Origin of the sequence: Escherichia sp. 94.0001 (assembly GCF_013369155.2) — a bacterium.
GTDB lineage: Bacteria > Pseudomonadota > Gammaproteobacteria > Enterobacterales > Enterobacteriaceae > Escherichia > Escherichia coli_F.
Genome location: NZ_JABWMS020000001.1, coordinates 211317 through 228334 on the forward strand (window position 1 = coordinate 211317; position 17018 = coordinate 228334).

12 protein-coding genes, 1 tRNA gene and 1 pseudogene are annotated in these 17018 nt (G+C 49.8%); 6 read left to right on the forward strand and 8 right to left on the reverse strand.

Translation table 11 applies throughout. From position 1 onward, the window contains the following. Window positions 1-99 precede the first annotated feature (99 nt). Entirely contained in the window at window positions 100-870 is a 771-nt protein-coding gene (gene yqeC, locus HEN33_RS00985; protein ID WP_001364452.1) for a selenium cofactor biosynthesis protein YqeC, read from the forward strand. A gap of 47 nt (window positions 871-917) precedes the next feature. Beyond that, a complete protein-coding gene (gene yqeB, locus HEN33_RS00990; protein ID WP_001020405.1) occupies window positions 918-2543 on the forward strand; it encodes a selenium-dependent molybdenum cofactor biosynthesis protein YqeB in 1626 nt (541 codons plus the stop codon). 40 nt (window positions 2544-2583) lie between these two features. On the opposite strand, the gene arcC is transcribed toward yqeB, so the two are convergent. The 5 genes from arcC to ygeW are packed head-to-tail and all read right to left on the reverse strand — an operon-like array spanning window position 2584 to window position 8713. Further along, window positions 2584-3516, reverse strand: a complete 933-nt coding sequence (arcC, locus tag HEN33_RS00995; protein ID WP_000037992.1) for a carbamate kinase — start codon at window positions 3514-3516, stop codon at window positions 2584-2586. A 47-nt stretch (window positions 3517-3563) separates the two neighbouring features. Next, complete coding sequence (gene hyuA, locus HEN33_RS01000) at window positions 3564-4949, reverse strand: D-phenylhydantoinase (RefSeq protein ID WP_176262811.1); 1386 nt, start codon at window positions 4947-4949, stop codon at window positions 3564-3566. A gap of 52 nt (window positions 4950-5001) precedes the next feature. Further along, window positions 5002-6213 carry a YgeY family selenium metabolism-linked hydrolase gene (locus HEN33_RS01005; RefSeq protein WP_001107125.1) on the reverse strand — a complete coding sequence of 404 codons (1212 nt, stop codon included), beginning with the start codon at window positions 6211-6213 and terminating at the stop codon, window positions 5002-5004. 57 nt (window positions 6214-6270) lie between these two features. Further along, a complete protein-coding gene (dpaL, locus tag HEN33_RS01010) occupies window positions 6271-7467 on the reverse strand; it encodes a diaminopropionate ammonia-lyase (protein WP_000110494.1) in 1197 nt (398 codons plus the stop codon). Window positions 7468-7525: 58 nt separating this feature from the next. Continuing rightward, the gene (gene ygeW, locus HEN33_RS01015) at window positions 7526-8713 is read right to left on the reverse strand and encodes a knotted carbamoyltransferase YgeW (protein WP_001360948.1); all 1188 of its coding nucleotides are present in this window, start codon (window positions 8711-8713) and stop codon (window positions 7526-7528) included. A gap of 478 nt (window positions 8714-9191) precedes the next feature. Here ygeW and HEN33_RS01020 point away from each other — a divergent pair, with 478 nt between their 5' ends. Then, on the forward strand, window positions 9192-10970 hold the full coding sequence (locus HEN33_RS01020; RefSeq protein ID WP_000417774.1) for a sigma-54 interaction domain-containing protein: 1779 nt from the start codon (window positions 9192-9194) through the stop codon (window positions 10968-10970). Window positions 10971-11009: 39 nt separating this feature from the next. Here the strand turns inward: HEN33_RS01020 and xdhC are convergent, their stop codons facing one another. Genes xdhC through xdhA form a run of 3 tightly spaced genes read right to left on the reverse strand, consistent with a single transcriptional unit; the run spans window position 11010 to window position 14672 of the window. After that, entirely contained in the window at window positions 11010-11489 is a 480-nt protein-coding gene (gene xdhC / locus HEN33_RS01025; protein WP_176262810.1) for a xanthine dehydrogenase iron sulfur-binding subunit XdhC, read from the reverse strand. Next, complete coding sequence (gene xdhB, locus HEN33_RS01030; RefSeq protein WP_176262809.1) at window positions 11486-12364, reverse strand: xanthine dehydrogenase FAD-binding subunit XdhB; 879 nt, start codon at window positions 12362-12364, stop codon at window positions 11486-11488. The genes xdhC and xdhB overlap by 4 nt, the downstream gene beginning before the upstream one ends. Before the next feature lie 10 nt (window positions 12365-12374). Continuing rightward, window positions 12375-14672, reverse strand: coding sequence for a xanthine dehydrogenase molybdenum-binding subunit XdhA (xdhA, locus tag HEN33_RS01035; RefSeq protein WP_103253730.1), 2298 nt, complete (start codon window positions 14670-14672; stop codon window positions 12375-12377). Between the two features lie 415 nt (window positions 14673-15087). Between xdhA and actS the strand changes: the two genes are divergently transcribed. The 3 genes and pseudogenes from actS to ygeQ all read left to right on the forward strand — a co-directional run. Next, window positions 15088-15840: an amidase activator ActS gene (gene actS / locus HEN33_RS01040; protein WP_001309712.1), complete on the forward strand. Its 753-nt coding sequence runs from the start codon at window positions 15088-15090 to the stop codon at window positions 15838-15840. Window positions 15841-15918: 78 nt separating this feature from the next. Further along, window positions 15919-15992: transfer RNA gene (locus HEN33_RS01045), tRNA-Gly, on the forward strand. Window positions 15993-16212: 220 nt separating this feature from the next. After that, window positions 16213-16926: pseudogene (gene ygeQ / locus HEN33_RS01050) on the forward strand (protein YgeQ); the annotation flags it as partial. Window positions 16927-17018 lie beyond the last annotated feature (92 nt).

Sequence of the window (17018 nt, forward strand, 5' to 3'; positions counted from 1 at the left end):
GGTTCCATTATTAATAGGGGCTAATAACGCCTGTTAATTGCGTTACTTCCTGATGGATTAAGTTGGGGATAATTTATCCCAGAGAGGTCATAAAGACTCGTGAAAAGTATAGTTGACCCATCGGCATTATTCATTGATTTAGGCGCGCAGAAACGTCCCACTGTGATTTCTGTTGTTGGGGCTGGGGGGAAAACCAGCTTGCTTTTTTGGCTGGTAGAACTGCTCCAGGCTAGCGGCAGGCGTGTGTTAATCACTACAACGACACATATGTTTATGCCAACGTCTCACTGGCCCGTGGTTTTCTGTCGTGATCCCGCCATGCTTCCTCATGCGTCTCTTACATCCCCCATTTCATTTTGTTTTCACAGCTGGAAAGCGAACCAGGGAAAAGTGCAGGGATTTATGCCAGAAGCGATTGATGCACTGGTGCAACGACCAGAGTGTGACGTAATTCTCATTGAGGCAGATGGCTCGCGTGGAATGCCGTTAAAAGCGCCTGATGAGCACGAACCTTGCATACCCAAAAGCAGTTGCTGCGTGATTGCTGTGATGGGAGGACATATTTTGGGTGCGAAAGTGAGCACAGAAAATGTCCATCGCTGGTCGCAGTTTGCTGATATTACCGGGTTAACACCTGATGCAACCTTGCAACTGAGCGATCTCGTTGCGCTGGTTCGCCACCCTCAGGGCGCATTTAAAAACGTACCGCAAGGTTGTCGGCGAGTCTGGTTCATTAACCGTTTTTCTCAATGTGAGAATGCGATTGCGCAAAGCGAGCTCCTTCAACCGCTGCAACAACACGACGTAGAGGCAATCTGGCTGGGCGATATACAAGAACATCCTGCAATCGCGCGCAGATTTGTGAATTAGCGGCCCGGGTATTCCGGGTTACTGAAAGGATATCCATTGAGGTTGGTATGAATATTTTCACAGAGGCTGCAAAACTTGAAGAGCAAAATTGTCCGTTTGCGATGGCGCAAATTGTTGATAGCCGAGGCTCGACTCCCCGCCATTCTGCACAAATGTTAGTGCGCGCCGATGGTTCTATCGTCGGTACAATTGGTGGTGGAATGGTTGAGCGGAAGGTGATTGAAGAGTCGCTTCAGGCATTGCAGGAACGTAAGCCGCGATTATTCCATGGACGTATGGCTCGTAACGGTGTGGATGCTGTCGGGTCAGATTGTGGAGGTGCAATGTCCGTGTTTATCAGCGTCCATGGTATGCGTCCTCGTCTGGTGTTGATTGGCGCGGGGCATGTCAACCGGGCGATAGCCCAGAGTGCGGCGCTATTAGGATTTGATATTGCCGTTGCCGATATTTATCGCGAAAGCCTTAATCCTGAATTATTCCCACCATCAACCACGCTTCTCCATGCTGAGTCGTTTGGTGCGGCAGTGGAAGCACTGGATATTCGCCCTGATAATTTTGTCCTGATTGCCACGAATAATCAGGATCGTGAAGCCCTCGACAAACTCATTGAACAGCCCATTGCATGGCTGGGGTTGCTGGCAAGTCGCCGCAAGGTTCAGCTTTTCCTACGTCAATTGCGTGAGAAAGGCGTGGCTGAAGAACATATTGCCCGTTTACATGCGCCCGTTGGTTACAACATAGGTGCGGAAACGCCGCAGGAGATCGCCATCAGCGTGCTGGCAGAAATATTACAGGTGAAAAATAACGCGCCGGGTGGGCTGATGATGAAACCTTCTCATCCTTCCGGACACCAGCTGGTGGTGATTCGCGGTGCGGGGGATATCGCCAGTGGTGTGGCGCTACGTCTGTATCATGCGGGTTTTAAAGTGATCATGCTGGAAGTGGAAAAACCGACAGTGATTCGTTGTACCGTGGCGTTTGCCCAGGCCGTGTTCGATGGCGAAATGACGGTCGAAGGCGTCACTGCCCGCCTGGCAACCAGCTCTGCGGAAGCGATGAAACTTACCGAACGCGGATTCATCCCTGTGATGGTAGATCCCGCCTGTTCATTGCTTGATGAACTGAAACCGCTTTGCGTGGTGGACGCTATTCTGGCGAAACAGAATTTGGGTACGCGGGCAGATATGGCACCAGTAACAATCGCGCTTGGGCCGGGCTTTACTGCTGGGAAGGATTGCCATGCGGTAATTGAAACAAATCGCGGGCACTGGCTCGGTCAGGTGATTTACTCTGGTTGTGCGCAGGAGAATACCGGTGTTCCCGGCAATATTATGGGGCATACCACCCGACGGGTGATCCGTGCTCCTGCTGCAGGCATTATGCGATCCAACGTGAAATTAGGCGATCTGGTGAAAGAGGGCGATGTGATTGCCTGGATTGGTGAGCATGAAATTAAAGCACCGTTGACGGGGATGGTGCGTGGCTTGTTGAACGACGGACTGGCGGTGGTCGGTGGTTTTAAAATTGGTGATATCGATCCACGTGGTGAAACGGCTGATTTCACCAGCGTTTCTGATAAAGCCCGGGCAATTGGCGGCGGCGTACTTGAGGCGTTAATGATGTTGATGCATCAGGGCGTTAAAGCGACAAAAGAAGTGCTGGAAGTGGCTTAAATGAAAATGGCCGGATGGTATTACCCACCCGGCCTTTAAATTACTGACAAATCACCGTTCCGGTTTTGCCTTCAATCCCTTCTTTCGCTTTGCTCAATACGGTAATCAGTGCTTCGCGTCCAGCGCGAGAGCGAGCAAACGAGGCGGCTGCTTCCACTTTAGGCAGCATAGAACCTTTCGCAAAATGACCTTCTTCGATAAAGCGTTCAGCATCACTTAATGACAGGCGATCGAGCCACTGTTCGTTCTCTTTACCGAAGTTAATGGCCACTTTTTCTACCGCAGTCAGAATGATCAGCATATCGGCATCAATCATTTCTGCTAAACGGGCGCTGGCCCAGTCTTTATCAATAACCGCGCTGGCACCACGCAGATGGTTACCTTCACGAATAACAGGAATACCACCACCGCCAACGGTGATCACTACCTGGCCTGCATCTACCAGAGCTTTAACCGTTTCTTTTTCAATGATATCAACCGGTTTTGGCGAGGCAACAACACGGCGATAGCCGCGACCAGCATCTTCTTTCAGAGTGTAACCCTGTTTTGTCAGTTGCTCTGCTTCCTGCTCGGTAAAGAACGAACCGATCGGCTTGGTCGGGTTGAGGAATGCCGGATCGTTAGCGTCGACTTCGACCTGGGTAACCAGCGTTGCTACAGGTTTATTAATGCCACGAGAAAGCAGTTCTTCTCTTAAGGCGTTTTGTAGATCGTAACCAATATAACCCTGGCTTAAGGCAACACAGACAGACATCGGCAGCATTGGCGAGTGCGCTTCAGTTTTTGCCGCGGCTTCAAAGGCCTGGTTAATCATGCCTACCTGCGGCCCGTTACCATGAGTGACGATGACCTCATGTCCCTGGGCAATTAAATCAACAATTGCCTGAGACGTAATTTTTACCGCTTTCATTTGTCCGGCTAGATCGTCGCCCAGCGCATTCCCGCCCAGGGCGAGAACAATTTTCTTACTCATTTTTCCTCACTCATCATTCTTGATTGTGTATAGATCCCTGGCAGTGGTTAGAGCACGGGAGGGACAAACGGTTTGCGTCGCAGGAAACGACCTCGCCCGGCTTTACCTGTAAAGGTGCCGTCACAGAAAATCGTTTCACCACGGGATAATGTTCTGACAATTGCGCCCTGACAGGTAAAACCCTCCCAGGGCGAGTAGTCGGCGTTGTCGTGGAGATGGCGGTGTTGAATTTGTTGACTCTGACGTGGGTCGATAATTACCACATCACCATCTGAGCCGGGCGCTAATAATCCTTTTTGTGGCCACAGGCCAAATAGCCTGGCGGGCATCGCACTGGTCAATTCAACAAAACGCTCCGGTGTGATACGTCCCGTCATCACGCCACTGGAGAACAGCAACTGCATGCGGTTTTCCACACCGGGCAAGCCATTTGGGCAGCGGCTGAAATCGCCTTTAGAAATTTGCTGGCGCTGGGCCATCGAGAAGGTGCAGTGATCGGTCGCCACCACGTCAATCGCACCATCACTAATGCCACACCACAGTTTGTCCTGCTCACGCACGTTACGCAGCGGTGGGCTAAGAATGAACTTCATGCCGTCTTCTGTATCGTAACTGCGTTCGTCCAGCAGGAGATATTGCGGGCAGGTTTCAACCCAGACTGGCTGGTGATTCGCTCGGGCAAGACGCAGATAATCCAGACCTAAGCCGTTAGAGAGGTGGACGATATAGAGCGGGGCGTTACCGGCAATTTGTGCCAGGTTAATCATGCGGGCGATTGCTTCCGCTTCGCATTCCAGAGGGCGACTCAAGGCGTGATAGCGCGGCGCGGTTAACCCTGCGGCAATAAACTCCGCCCGCTTGCTGGCGATAGCCGCGTCATTTTCCGGGTGCACGGTGGTCAGTGCGCCAGACTCATGCAAGCGGCGTAATGCCTGCAACACTTCATCATCGTTGAGTTTATATTGATAGGTTAAATAGAGTTTAAAACTGCTCAGCCCTTCTTCGACCATCATCGGAATTTCGTCGAGGATGGCGTGATTAATGTGCTGGATAACACCGTGAAAGCTGTAGTCAATAACCGCTTTATGGGCGGCATAACCACGATAAACTTCCAGTTGATGGCGTAATCGGCAGCCATTTGGTCCAAATCCCATATGGTCAATAATGGTTGTTGTACCGCCACACGCAGCTGCGCGGGTACCGGTAAAAAAATCATCACAACTGCGCGCGATGCCGACATCAATATTGAAGTGTGTATGGACATCTACGCCGCCAGGGAAAACGTAACAGCCAGTAGCATCAATTTCTTCATACGGGAGCTGCGGCGAAATATCGGTGCCCAACTGGCGAACAATCCCGCTTTCAATCAGCAAATCCTGTTTGGCTTGTCCATCTGCGTTAACGATAGTGCCGTTTTTGATCAATACGCGCATAGCAAACTCCAAAAACCCTCCGGCGAACCGGAGGGGAATAAGTGAAGAATAATTATTCGGTTGCCAGCCAGCTTAACGGGATTGCAGCGTACATAGCGGCACAGGTCACCAGGTGAGATTTCCAGGTTTTTTCGTTAGGTGCGTGCGCTTCAGGTTCTTTACCAGGGCCAAAACCGATCACCGGAATGCCGTGACGACCCATGATGGAGACGCCGTTAGTTGAGAAGGTCCACTTATCAACAACCGGCGCTTTGCCAAACAGCCCTTCGTAGGCGTTTACCAGGGCTTTAACAGTGAAGTGATCTTCTTCCACTTTCCAGGTCGGGAAGTAGCATTCGGTTGGGTAAACCAGGCCAGTCCAGGAAGGACGGTCGTAGTTGTACATAGAAACAACCGCGTTAGCTTTCTGTACCGCAGGCAGGGCGCGGATTTCGTCCAGCGCGCCTTCCCAGGTTTCGCCCCAGGTCAGACGACGGTCAATTGAAACTGCGCAGCTGTCTGCTACAGCGCAACGGCTTGGAGATGTGAAGAAGATTTCAGAAACGGTGAGGGTGCCTTTGCCTAGGAATTCGTCATAGCCCAGGCGCTGGGAGAGTTCCTGTAATTCGCCAAGAATCGGACCCATTTTGAAAATAGCGTTATCACCGCGTTCTGGCGCAGAGCCGTGGCAGCTAACGCCCTGAACATCAATGCGAATTTCCATACGACCGCGCTGACCACGATATACCTGGCAGTCGGTTGGTTCGGTACTGACCACAAATTCCGGGCGAATGCCAGATTGTTCAATAATGTACTGCCAGCACAGACCGTCGCAGTCTTCTTCCTGCACAGTGCCGGTGACCAGCAGGGTGTATTCATCTTCCAGACCGAGGTCTTTAATGATTTTACCGGCATAAACCATAGATGCCATACCGCCTTCCTGGTCGGAAGTACCACGGCCGCCGATCAGCTCATCAGTTTCCATGCCTTCGTACGGATCGAAGTCCCAGTTTTTGATGTTGCCAATGCCGACGGTGTCGATATGCGCGTCCATCGCCACCAGACGCGGGCCGTGACCGATATAACCGAGCACGTTGCCCATCGGGTCGATTTCAACTTTATCGAAGCCGACTTTTTCCATCTCTTCTTTAATACGATGCACTACGCGTTTTTCGTCGCAGCTTTCGCTGGGGATCGCAACCATGTCGCGCAGGAAGCGAGTCATGTCTGCCTGGTAATCTTTTGCTTTTTCAAGAATCAGTTTGAATGGAATATTCTTAGCCATTATTTTTCTCCAGATTTTTTACTCCCCGTTTTGCGGGGAGCAGTTCCAATAGGGTGATTAAGGTGCTACAGAGTGTTTGCCTTCCCAGACAACTTCGCGGTAGTGCTTCACGTCGGTGTCGCCTTCAGTGCTGATAACCAGCACCACTGCATCTTTGTTCAGCGCCAGTTTTTCCATCAGGCTTTGACGTTGCGGGTGATAATGAACCGCCGCGAGAACGCCTAAACCGACAGCGCCGGATTCACCGGAGATGATGCGCGGGTCGTTGCCGTACGGATTACCCAGCACGCGCATACCTAATGCGGCAACGCTGTCCTGGCAGGAGATGAATTGGGTGGCGCAGTTACGTAGGATTTCCCAGCCCAGTGGGTTAGGTTCGCCGCAAGCCAGGCCCGCCATGATAGTGGCCATATCGCCGCCAACGTTGACGATGTCGCCTTTGACACCAGAACGATAGATACAGTCAGCTTTGTCAGGTTCAACGATAATGCTGTGCAGATTTTGCGGGCTGTAGACGTCGACCAGATAACCCAGTACGCCGCCGGCCATCGCGCCGACACCGGCTTGCAGCAGAACGTGAGTTGGGGTTACGCCCATTTCACGCATTTGCTCGACGGCTTCATCTGCCAGAGTGGCATAGCCCTGCATGATCCAGGTTGGGATTTTGGTGTAGCCTTCCCAGGCGGTATCTTGCACCACTTCCCAGCCGTGTTGCTGCGCGTGTTGCATGGTCAGACGAACGGTATCGTCATAGTTCATATCAGTGACGATGCACTCGGCTCCGAGGTTCAGAATGGCGTCAACGCGTTCCTGAGCGGAACCTTTCGGCATGTAAATAACCGCGTTCTGACCGAGTTGCTGTGCTGCCCAGGCAACACCGCGCCCGTGGTTGCCGTCGGTCGTTGTAGCAAATGTCATTTTTTCGCCGATGGCATTTTTCAGATGCTCGAATGACAGTGTTTCGATATCAAGATGATATTTTTCGCACAACAACTGAGCGATGGCATATGCGCCGCCGAGCATTTTGAATGCGTTCAGACCGAATCGTTTTGATTCGTCCTTAACGAGAATTTTTTTTACCCCAAAAAGGTTTGCGAGATCGTCCAGCGCGCAAAGTGGTGTTGGGCGATAGCCAGCAATTTTCTGGTGGAACTGGCGCGCCAGTTTTGCCTGGCTTTGCGAAAAGAGCGGTGATGTTTCGCCGTTGAAAAATTTGTTATCGGCGATATCAATCTTCAATGAGAAAACGGACATATCCTATCCTTTTGGCCTCTGGAAATAGAGAGCCGACCAGTCGATCGGCCCGAGGGGGTTATTTCACGCGTTCTTGCGCTTCTTTCAGCAGTTGTTCGAGCAGTGCGCCTGGTTTGGAATATTTACGGGAAAGGATCATTGCTGCGATGATGTATGGCTTCCAGCTGGCTTCTTTGTAGGTCGCGATACGGTATTTTTCGAATACGCCTTCAGTGACTTCACCTTCTTTGCAGGATACGCCGCTGATATCTGCTGGCAGGCAGTGCATGTACAGGGCTTCGCCATCACGGGTCAGTTCCATCATCTCTTCAGTGCAATGCCAGTCTTTGTGTTGCGCGTTCTGTGCCAGACACTGTTTTTCCAGTGCTTTTAAGCCTTCGTGATCGTTCGCACGCAGCAGTTCAGTACGCTCTTCCATCACTTTGTAAGGTGCCCATGACTTCGGATAAACGATGTCTGCGTCTTTGAAGGCTTCTTCCATGCTGGTGACCTGACGGAAGCTACCGCCAGAGGCTTTAGCATTATTTTTAGCTACTTCAACTACATCCGGGATCAAATCGTAGCCTTCCGGATGGGCCAGGGTGACATCCATACCGAAGCGGGTCATCAGGCCGATAATGCCTTGCGGTACAGAGAGCGGTTTGCCGTAGCTTGGGGAGTATGCCCAGGTCATGGCGATTTTTTTACCTTTCAGGTTTTCGAGCGAACCAAAGTGTTCACGCAACCATGCCAGGTCAGCCATTGACTGAGTCGGATGGTCGATATCGCATTGCAGGTTCACTAAAGCCGGACGCTGTGGAAGCACGCCCTGCTTGTAGCCGTCATCAAGCGCAGCGCCAACTTCACGCATATAGGCGTTACCTGCGCCCAGATACATATCGTCACGAATACCAATAGCGTCGGCGCAGAAGGAGATCATATTGGCGGTTTCACGTACGGTTTCGCCGTGAGCGATTTGTGATTTGCCTTCGTCGAGATCTTGCTGCGCAAGGCCGAGCAGGTTAAGCGCGGAAGCATAAGAGAAGCGGGTACGGGTGGAGTTGTCGCGGAATACGGAAATACCTAATCCACTATTAAAGACTTTGGTTGAGATGTTTTCAGCACGCAGTGCTTTTAATGCTGCGGCAACGTCCAGTACTTGTTTCAGTTCATCAGGCGTCTGTTCCCACGTTAACAAAAAATCTTTCTCGTGAAGGTGAGAGGTCAGCGAATTGATATCCTTAATCAGCTCATTAACAGTTTTCATCATAAAGTCCCGGTAGTGGAATGACAGGCAAAGTGGTTTATTTCACTGTGACTTGCCAAAGTGATTGGTGTTTTCACAGCTATACCAGGGACTAACAATAAGTGTGCCAGAATTATCCACGCGGCTATAAAAGACTAATTTGACGGGTAATGTGTGGTGTAGATCACAAATTGATGCCAGCTTCCGGTTGTGTGTAAAATACGAAAACGTTTGGCTTTTTTTATTGCGTTGTTTATTTGCTGCTAAGTATCAGAAATAAGATAAAGGGGCAGGCTATCCCTCGTCAGTTTGATAAACTCACCGCTGTAATTCTCATATTGATATAGAAATGTGATATCTCTTCCATAATTTCATTAGAAAGTGATAAAAACCTTATGTTTTTATCAAAGCCAATTTCGCCTGAGTTAATATCATGATGATCTGTGAACCATCAACGTCTTCAATGATCGACTTTTAAGTAAGTCTGGAAGGTAAAGCTATGGAGCTTGCTACTACGCAGTCAGTATTGATGCAAATTCAACCGACAATTCAGCGTTTTGCCAGAATGCTTGCCAGCGTTTTGCAGCTTGAGGTTGAGATCGTTGATGAAAACTTGTGTCGCGTCGCCGGAACGGGCGCGTATGGGAAGTTTCTTGGCCGCCAGTTGAGCGGCAACTCACGCCTGCTCCGCCACGTCCTGGAAACGAAAACTGAAAAAGTTGTGACACAGTCTCGCTTCGATCCCCTTTGCGAAGGTTGCGATAATAAAGATAATTGTCGCGAAAAAGCATTTCTGGGTACGCCTGTCATTTTACAGGATCGTTGTGTTGGGGTGATAAGTTTGATTGCAGTTACCCACGAGCAACAAGAACATATCAGTGATAATTTACGCGAGTTTTCTGATTACGTTCGCCATATATCCACCATTTTTGTTTCGAAACTTCTGGAGGATCAGGGACCAGGAGATAACATCAGTAAAATATTCGCGACCATGATCGATAATATGGATCAGGGCGTATTAGTTGTTGATGACGATAATCGGGTTCAGTTTGTTAATCAGACGGCCTTAAAAACACTCGGTGTTGTGCAAAATAATATTATTGGGAAACCTATCCGTTTCAGACCATTAACATTTGAGAGTAATTTTACCCACGGACATATGCAACATATTGTTTCGTGGGACGATAAAAGTGAATTAATCATTGGTCAATTGCATAACATTCAGGGCAGACAATTATTTTTAATGGCGTTTCACCAATCGCATACCAGTTTTTCTGTAGCAAATGCACCTGATGAACCGCATATTGAACAATTGGTTGGCGAGTGCCGTGTTATGCGGCAATTAAAACGACTCATTAGCCGTATTGCGCCCAGCCCATCCAGCGTTATGGTGGTTGGTGAAAGCGGCACGGGTAAAGAAGTCGTCGCGCGTGCAATCCATAAGTTGAGTGGAAGACGAAATAAACCCTTTATTGCTATCAACTGTGCCGCGATTCCTGAACAACTTCTGGAGAGCGAACTGTTCGGTTATGTTAAAGGCGCATTTACTGGCGCTTCAGCCAACGGTAAAACAGGGTTGATTCAGGCGGCGAATACGGGCACGCTGTTTCTCGATGAAATTGGTGATATGCCGTTAATGTTGCAGGCTAAATTACTGCGCGCTATTGAGGCGCGTGAAATACTGCCGATTGGTGCCAGTAGCCCAATTCAGGTCGACATCCGTATCATTTCTGCAACTAACCAGAATTTGGCCCAGTTCATCGCCGAAGGTAAATTCCGCGAAGATCTCTTCTACCGACTCAATGTTATCCCGATCACTCTTCCACCGCTGCGTGAACGTCAGGAAGATATTGAACTGCTGGTACATTACTTTTTACATCTGCATACCCGTCGTCTGGGATCGGTTTATCCGGGTATTGCTCCCGATGTCGTCGAGATATTGCGTAAGCATCGTTGGCCCGGAAACCTGCGCGAGTTAAGCAATTTAATGGAATATCTGGTTAACGTTGTTCCTTCAGGTGAAGTTATCGACAGCACGCTATTGCCTCCAAATTTGCTGAATAATGGCACAACGGAGCAAAGTGATGTAACAGAGGTCAGCGAGGCGCACTTGGCACTCGATGATGCGGGCGGCACGGCGCTGGAGGAGATGGAAAAGCAAATGATCCGCGAGGCGCTTTCACGTCATAACAGCAAGAAGCAAGTTGCTGATGAACTGGGTATCGGCATTGCTACGCTCTATCGCAAGATAAAGAAATATGAGTTGTTAAACGCATAACCTCAGTAAATCCGGCCTGAGTTCAGGCCGGATATCCTTTTACTTCGTTTTCTCGCAATCCAGAACTGTATTTACAATCATCTGATACCCCGTGCAGCGACAAAGATTTCCCGCCAGGCCGCGACGAATCTCCGTAATAGTTAATGGCTTCTCGCGTGGTTTCGCCAGCATTGCCGTGGTAGCCATAATCAGGCCAGGCGTACAAAACCCGCACTGCACCGCGCCGGATTTCGCATAAGCTTGCTGGACATGAGAAAGTTTTCCGCCTTTCGCTTCACCTTCCAGCGTGCGGATTTCTTTGCCTTCAGCCCAGGCGGCAAGGTATAAGCAACTGTCTATCGCAGTACCGTCGACCAGCACCGTACAGGCACCACATTCACCCACGCAGCAACCTTGCTTGACGCTTAGCAGTCCTTGTTCGCGGAGTAATTCCGAGAGCGGCGTGCCTGGCGCGGCGTGAAGCTGAAAAGGTATCTCGTTAATGGTGCATTCGATGGTAATTGTTTCGCTGTGATTCATTGCAATTTTCCCCCCGCCGCGGCGACGGCTTCACTAATCACTTTTTTGGTCATCGTCTGGATGAGATGCAGACGAAACTCTTTGCTGGCCCGCCATGATGAACGCGGGGCGACATCCTGCAGGACTGATTCGCTGATGGCTTCCAGCGTTTGCAGGTTTAATGGCGCATTTTGTGCAGTTTGTTCGGCATGTTGGCAGCGAATCGGCGTTGGCGCGGCAACGCCAAATGCCAGGCGTAATTCGCTGAAATTGCCGTTATCCAGTCGGCAATGTGCGGCACAGCCAATCGTTGAAATATCCATCGCATCGCGCATGGCATATTTGAAATGCGCGTTGCCTGCGTGTTCTTTCGGCTGGGGCGGAAAATGAAAGGCGACAAGGATTTCGTCATGCTCAAGGGACACTTTGCCCGGTCCGGTGTGGAAGCCATTAATCGGGACGAAACGAACACCGCGCGGGGAGTGGATCTCCAGCTTCGCATCATAAATTAGCGTTGGCGTGGCAGAATCCGCGCTGGTGGCTCCGTTGCAAATATTTCCTCCGTAGGTCGCGACGTTACGGATCTGCGGCCCGGCAATGGATGATGCCGCAGCACATAATGCCGGGAGATGACGTTGAGTTACAGGATCTTCAATGAGCTGGGTAAATGTCGTTGCTGAGCCGATGCGTAGCGAGTCATCTTCCGCTAGCGTAATTCCACGAAGCTCCGCCAGATTGTGGATATCAACAATATGGCGATAACGGTCATTGTGATGGTGGAGCTGAATCAGTACGTCAGTGCCACCGGCGAGCAGTTTGGCCTGTGGGTTGTCAGCCAGCAGGTTTATTGCATCGGCAAGGGATGCTGCGCGATGGTAAGAAGCAAAATCAAACATGATGTTATCCTCAAATCAATCCTGCCAGATGGAACTCTTCATATAACCGTTTTGGCGTCAGCGGCAGTGTATTGATTGCAACACCGGTAGCCATTTTCACCGCGTTACGAATAGCAGCGGCAACAGGAATTATTGGTGGCTCACCCAGTGACTTATGTCCGTATGCGGATTGCGGCTCATTGATTTCGACGAACGCGCTTTCCAGTTGTGGCAGATCTGGCATGGTCGGCATTTTGTAATCCAGCAGATTGGGGTTACGGACCACGCCGCTTTTCGCATCGATGATCATCTCTTCAAATAGCGCCCAGCCAATGCCCATCCCCATTCCGCCGTGTACCTGACCTTCTGCCAGCAACGGATTAAGAATATGACCCGAATCATGAACGTTGAGGATTCGGTTGATGGTGACTTTGCACAGCGCAATATCGACCGTCAGATCAACAAAGGTACAGCCAAATGCTGGTGGGTTAGTGGTGGTTTTGATGGAGCTTTCGGCAGAGAGCTGCCCGCCGCGTTCAGGGTGGTAGAAGGCGTCCATCGCCAGATCTTTTAACGACAATAACGATTCCTCCGGTCGTTCAACCAGCACGATATGGCCTTTTATTAGGGTCAGATTCATTGCTGACTGATGTAGCATGACAGCGGCGTGAGCGATGATTTTCTCTTTTAATAACAGTGCCGCACTGCGCAACGCAGGCGCGGCAACATAGCTCTGGCGTGAGGCAAATGCGCCGGGATCGAACGGCGTAACGTCGGTATCTTGTGTTGAAATAACGCGAACGTCGCTGACCGGAACCCCTACGGTTTCTGCCACCATTTGCGAGAACACGGTGTCGGCACCCTGGCCGATTTCCGTCGCGCCGCTTTGCACATTGATGGTTCCATCCTGATTCATCAGAAGGCGCGCGCCGGCTATTTCTACGCCGACAGGCCAGGTGTTAGAGGTGTAGCTAAAACAGGCGACGCCAACGCCGCGGCGTAAATTGCCTTGCTGGTTCTGGCATTCTGCACGGCGTTTTTCCCATTCAAAGATTTTCCGGCCTTTTTCAAGACACTCCGGCAACCCTGCGCTGTAAATACGTTTGCCCGTGAGCGGATTAGCATCTCCTTCGCGGGCAGCGTTGCGTAAACGAATTTCAATAGGATCAATATTTAACGCTGTCGCGGCGTCATCAAGCATTGACTCAACGGCAAATACGACTTGTGGCGCGCCATAACCGCGCATCGCTCCAGCCGAGGGGAGGTTGGTATAAAAGGTCTTTGAACTGTAAGCGTAGGCACAACGAGGATAAAGGTAAGCGACTTTATTCCCGCCCGCAGAAGCGATGGAGTGCCCGTGAGATGCATAAGCGCCTGTGTTAGACAGAACATCCAGACTATAGCCTTTCAACGTTCCGTCTCGGTTTACGCCCATTTGCCCGTCAATAGTAAAAGCGTGGCGGGTACGGGTTGCGAGGAAACACTCTTCACGGCTAAGGGAAACTTTCACCGGAATGCCGCCGAGCTTGCTGGTCAGAAAAGCCGCCATGGGCTCTTCCAGCACATCCTGTTTATTACCAAAACCGCCACCGACAAACGGTTTGATAACTCGTACGCATGACCAGGGAATATCCAGCGCCTGACCAACTACGCGGCGAACAATGTGCGGGATCTGGGTGCTGGAAACGATGGTAATTCGAGAGTCATCCTCCATCCATGCCAGCGATGTCACGCTTTCCATATGACAATGTTGAATGACCGGCGTCTGATAGTGCCCCTGGACCTGGTGATCGGCGGCATCAATTGTTTGTTGGACATTGCCCGTCGACATCGTGCTTTGTTTAAGTAAATTACCGCCGTTATGGATTGGTGCTGCATCTTCTGCCAACGCCGCTTCTGGTGTGGTGATAACAGGTAATTCTTGCCACTCAATGCTGACCAATTGCGCCGCTTTTTCTGCAGTAAGTTCATCGCGGGCAACGACGATGGCAACTGCGTCACCATGATGACGAACATGGCGAGTTAGTAGTGCGCGATCAGCGGTATCGCGCTTATTTTCGTCAAGTGTCCAGGCATGCCCCGCTGTAGCGAATGGGATATCAGGCACATCTTCCCAGGTAAAAATCGCCAGTACGCCAGGCAAACTTCTGGCTTGTTCATCATTAATACTTACAGCATAACCATGTGCGATAGGGCTACGTACATATTTCGCGTAACACATGCCCGCCATAACATAATCGTCAGTATATCGTGCCCGCCCAGTGACCTTAGCAATGGCATCGACGCGCATGCATGATTCACCCGTAGCGGTTGCTTCCCGCGCTTCCATAGAAATCCCCTCGATTTGAACATTTGGTTCTTATGGCAAAGATTTAGTCTAAGCAGGCAAGATTTACGCCAGAAACGACGATAAACGTTAGGGGAGGAAGGAAGTGTGATGACGTTAAAAAAATACAGATACGATACGAAACAGGACCCTGAATAGGGACAGTGATACGTATCAATATGAGTGGCGATAAAATCAATGTGATAAATCAGGATTATTACGCATCAGGATGGGAAATAGGGTAAAAGAGTCAGGAACTTCGATACCACCACAGCAAATATTTTGCTTATGATACTTCCCTTTGCCAAATGAAATTAATCTCTTTCTCAATTACCTCGTTTTTCCAGAAGCGAGAGATTGGGTATCCAGAGGCTGGCTGCTATGATATGGCGTCTTGTTTTTTAAGCGAGGAAAGATTTTGAGTGCGGGACGCCTGAATAAAAAATCTCTGGGTATCGTGATGTTGTTATCGGTTGGACTGCTTTTGGCGGGCTGTTCGGGTAGCAAATCATCCGATACAGGAACGTATTCCGGCTCCGTTTACACCGTGAAACGGGGGGATACGCTATATCGTATTTCGCGCACCACGGGAACCAGCGTAAAAGAGCTGGCGCGGCTGAACGGCATTTCCCCCCCTTACACCATTGAAGTTGGTCAGAAACTAAAACTGGGTGGGGCGAAAAGTAGCAGTACACGTAAATCAACCGCCAAATCAACGACCAAAACCGCATCGGTTACACCGTCATCAGCAGTACCGAAATCTTCCTGGCCGCCAGTAGGGCAACGTTGTTGGTTATGGCCAACGACAGGGAAAGTTATCATGCCGTATTCGACAGCTGATGGTGGCAATAAAGGGATTGATATCTCTGCTCCACGGGGTACACCTATTTACGCCGCGGGTGCAGGAAAGGTGGTGTATGTGGGCAACCAGCTGCGTGGCTACGGTAATCTCATCATGATTAAACACAGTGAAGATTACATTACGGCTTACGCCCATAATGACACGATGCTGGTAAATAATGGGCAAAGCGTGAAGGCTGGGCAAAAAATCGCCACTATGGGGAGCACTGATGCGGCATCTGTTCGCTTGCATTTCCAGATTCGTTACCGTGCTACGGCAATTGATCCGCTGCGTTACTTGCCGCCTCAGGGCAGCAAGCCAAAATGCTGATGGCGAATTAATCAGCAGTCAGCAGCGCGGCACTTGCTAAGGAGAGCGTAAGGTTTATAATGCCTTACGCATCTCGAAGCGGGCGTAGTTCAATGGTAGAACGAGAGCTTCCCAAGCTCTATACGAGGGTTCGATTCCCTTCGCCCGCTCCAATTTATCTTCACCTCATCAACCTGCCATTTTTGTTGTATCTGATTTTCTATATTATCTTAATTCAATCGCTTCAGACTTTTCGCAATCGCCGTAATACTTCCCCATTTTTTTGTAAATAAAAGCGTTTACGCAATGCAATCCATTTGTAACAACCCAGGTAAAATACCTTATTTTCAAGTTGTTAAATAAGTGGTTATCTACGCTTTTAACAAACGATAGATGGAATATTTTATGAAAGGGAAATCTGCATTAACTCTTCTGCTCGCTGGTATATTTTCGTGCGGCACATGCCAGGCGACAGGGGCAGAAGTGACGAGTGAATCTGTATTTAACATTCTTAATTCCACGGGGGAAGCAACAGATAAAAGTTATTTATCGTTAAATCCAGATAAGTATCCTAATTATCGTCTTCTGATTCACTCAGCCAAATTACAAAATGAAATAAAGAGCCATTATACCAAAGACGAAATTCAAGGATTGCTAACATTAACAGAAAACACACGAAAGTTAACGTTGACGGAGAAACCCTGGGGAACGTTTATTCTTGCTTCTACTTTCGAAGATGACAAAACAGCGGCAGAAACCCACTATGATGCTGTCTGGCTGAGGGATAGTTTATGGGGCTATATGGCATTAGTATCAGATCAGGAAAATAGGGTAGCTGCAAAAAAGATTCTGCTCACCCTGTGGGATTATATGTCTACGCCCGACCAGATTAAGCGGATGCAGGACGTCATTAGCAACCCAAAACGACTGGATGGAATTCCCGGGCAAATGAATGCTGTGCATATCCGATTTGACAGCAACTCCCCCGTGATGGCAGATGTGCAGGAAGAAGGCAAGCCGCAGCTGTGGAACCATAAACAAAATGATGCGTTAGGTCTTTATCTTGATCTCCTTATACAAGCAATCGACACTGGTACTATTAACGCTTAAGATTGGCAAAAAGGTGACCGATTAAAATCGATTGTGAACCGCCCCGGTTTTCCTGGAGAGTGTTTTATCTGTGAACTCAGGCTGCCAGA

Bases quoted from the DNA above. Each gene is read 5' to 3' on its own strand.
- xdhC (WP_176262810.1), bottom strand. From the start codon at position 11,489: ATGAATCACAGCGAAACAATTACCATCGAATGCACCATTAACGAGATA.
- arcC (WP_000037992.1), bottom strand. From the start codon at position 3,516: ATGAGTAAGAAAATTGTTCTCGCCCTGGGCGGGAATGCGCTGGGCGAC.
- xdhB (WP_176262809.1), bottom strand. From the start codon at position 12,364: ATGTTTGATTTTGCTTCTTACCATCGCGCAGCATCCCTTGCCGATGCA.
- xdhA (WP_103253730.1), bottom strand. From the start codon at position 14,672: ATGGAAGCGCGGGAAGCAACCGCTACGGGTGAATCATGCATGCGCGTC.
- hyuA (WP_176262811.1), bottom strand. From the start codon at position 4,949: ATGCGCGTATTGATCAAAAACGGCACTATCGTTAACGCAGATGGACAA.
- yqeB (WP_001020405.1), top strand. From the start codon at position 918: ATGAATATTTTCACAGAGGCTGCAAAACTTGAAGAGCAAAATTGTCCG.
- dpaL (WP_000110494.1), bottom strand. From the start codon at position 7,467: ATGTCCGTTTTCTCATTGAAGATTGATATCGCCGATAACAAATTTTTC.
- ygeW (WP_001360948.1), bottom strand. From the start codon at position 8,713: ATGAAAACTGTTAATGAGCTGATTAAGGATATCAATTCGCTGACCTCT.
- HEN33_RS01020 (WP_000417774.1), top strand. From the start codon at position 9,192: ATGGAGCTTGCTACTACGCAGTCAGTATTGATGCAAATTCAACCGACA.
- HEN33_RS01005 (WP_001107125.1), bottom strand. From the start codon at position 6,213: ATGGCTAAGAATATTCCATTCAAACTGATTCTTGAAAAAGCAAAAGAT.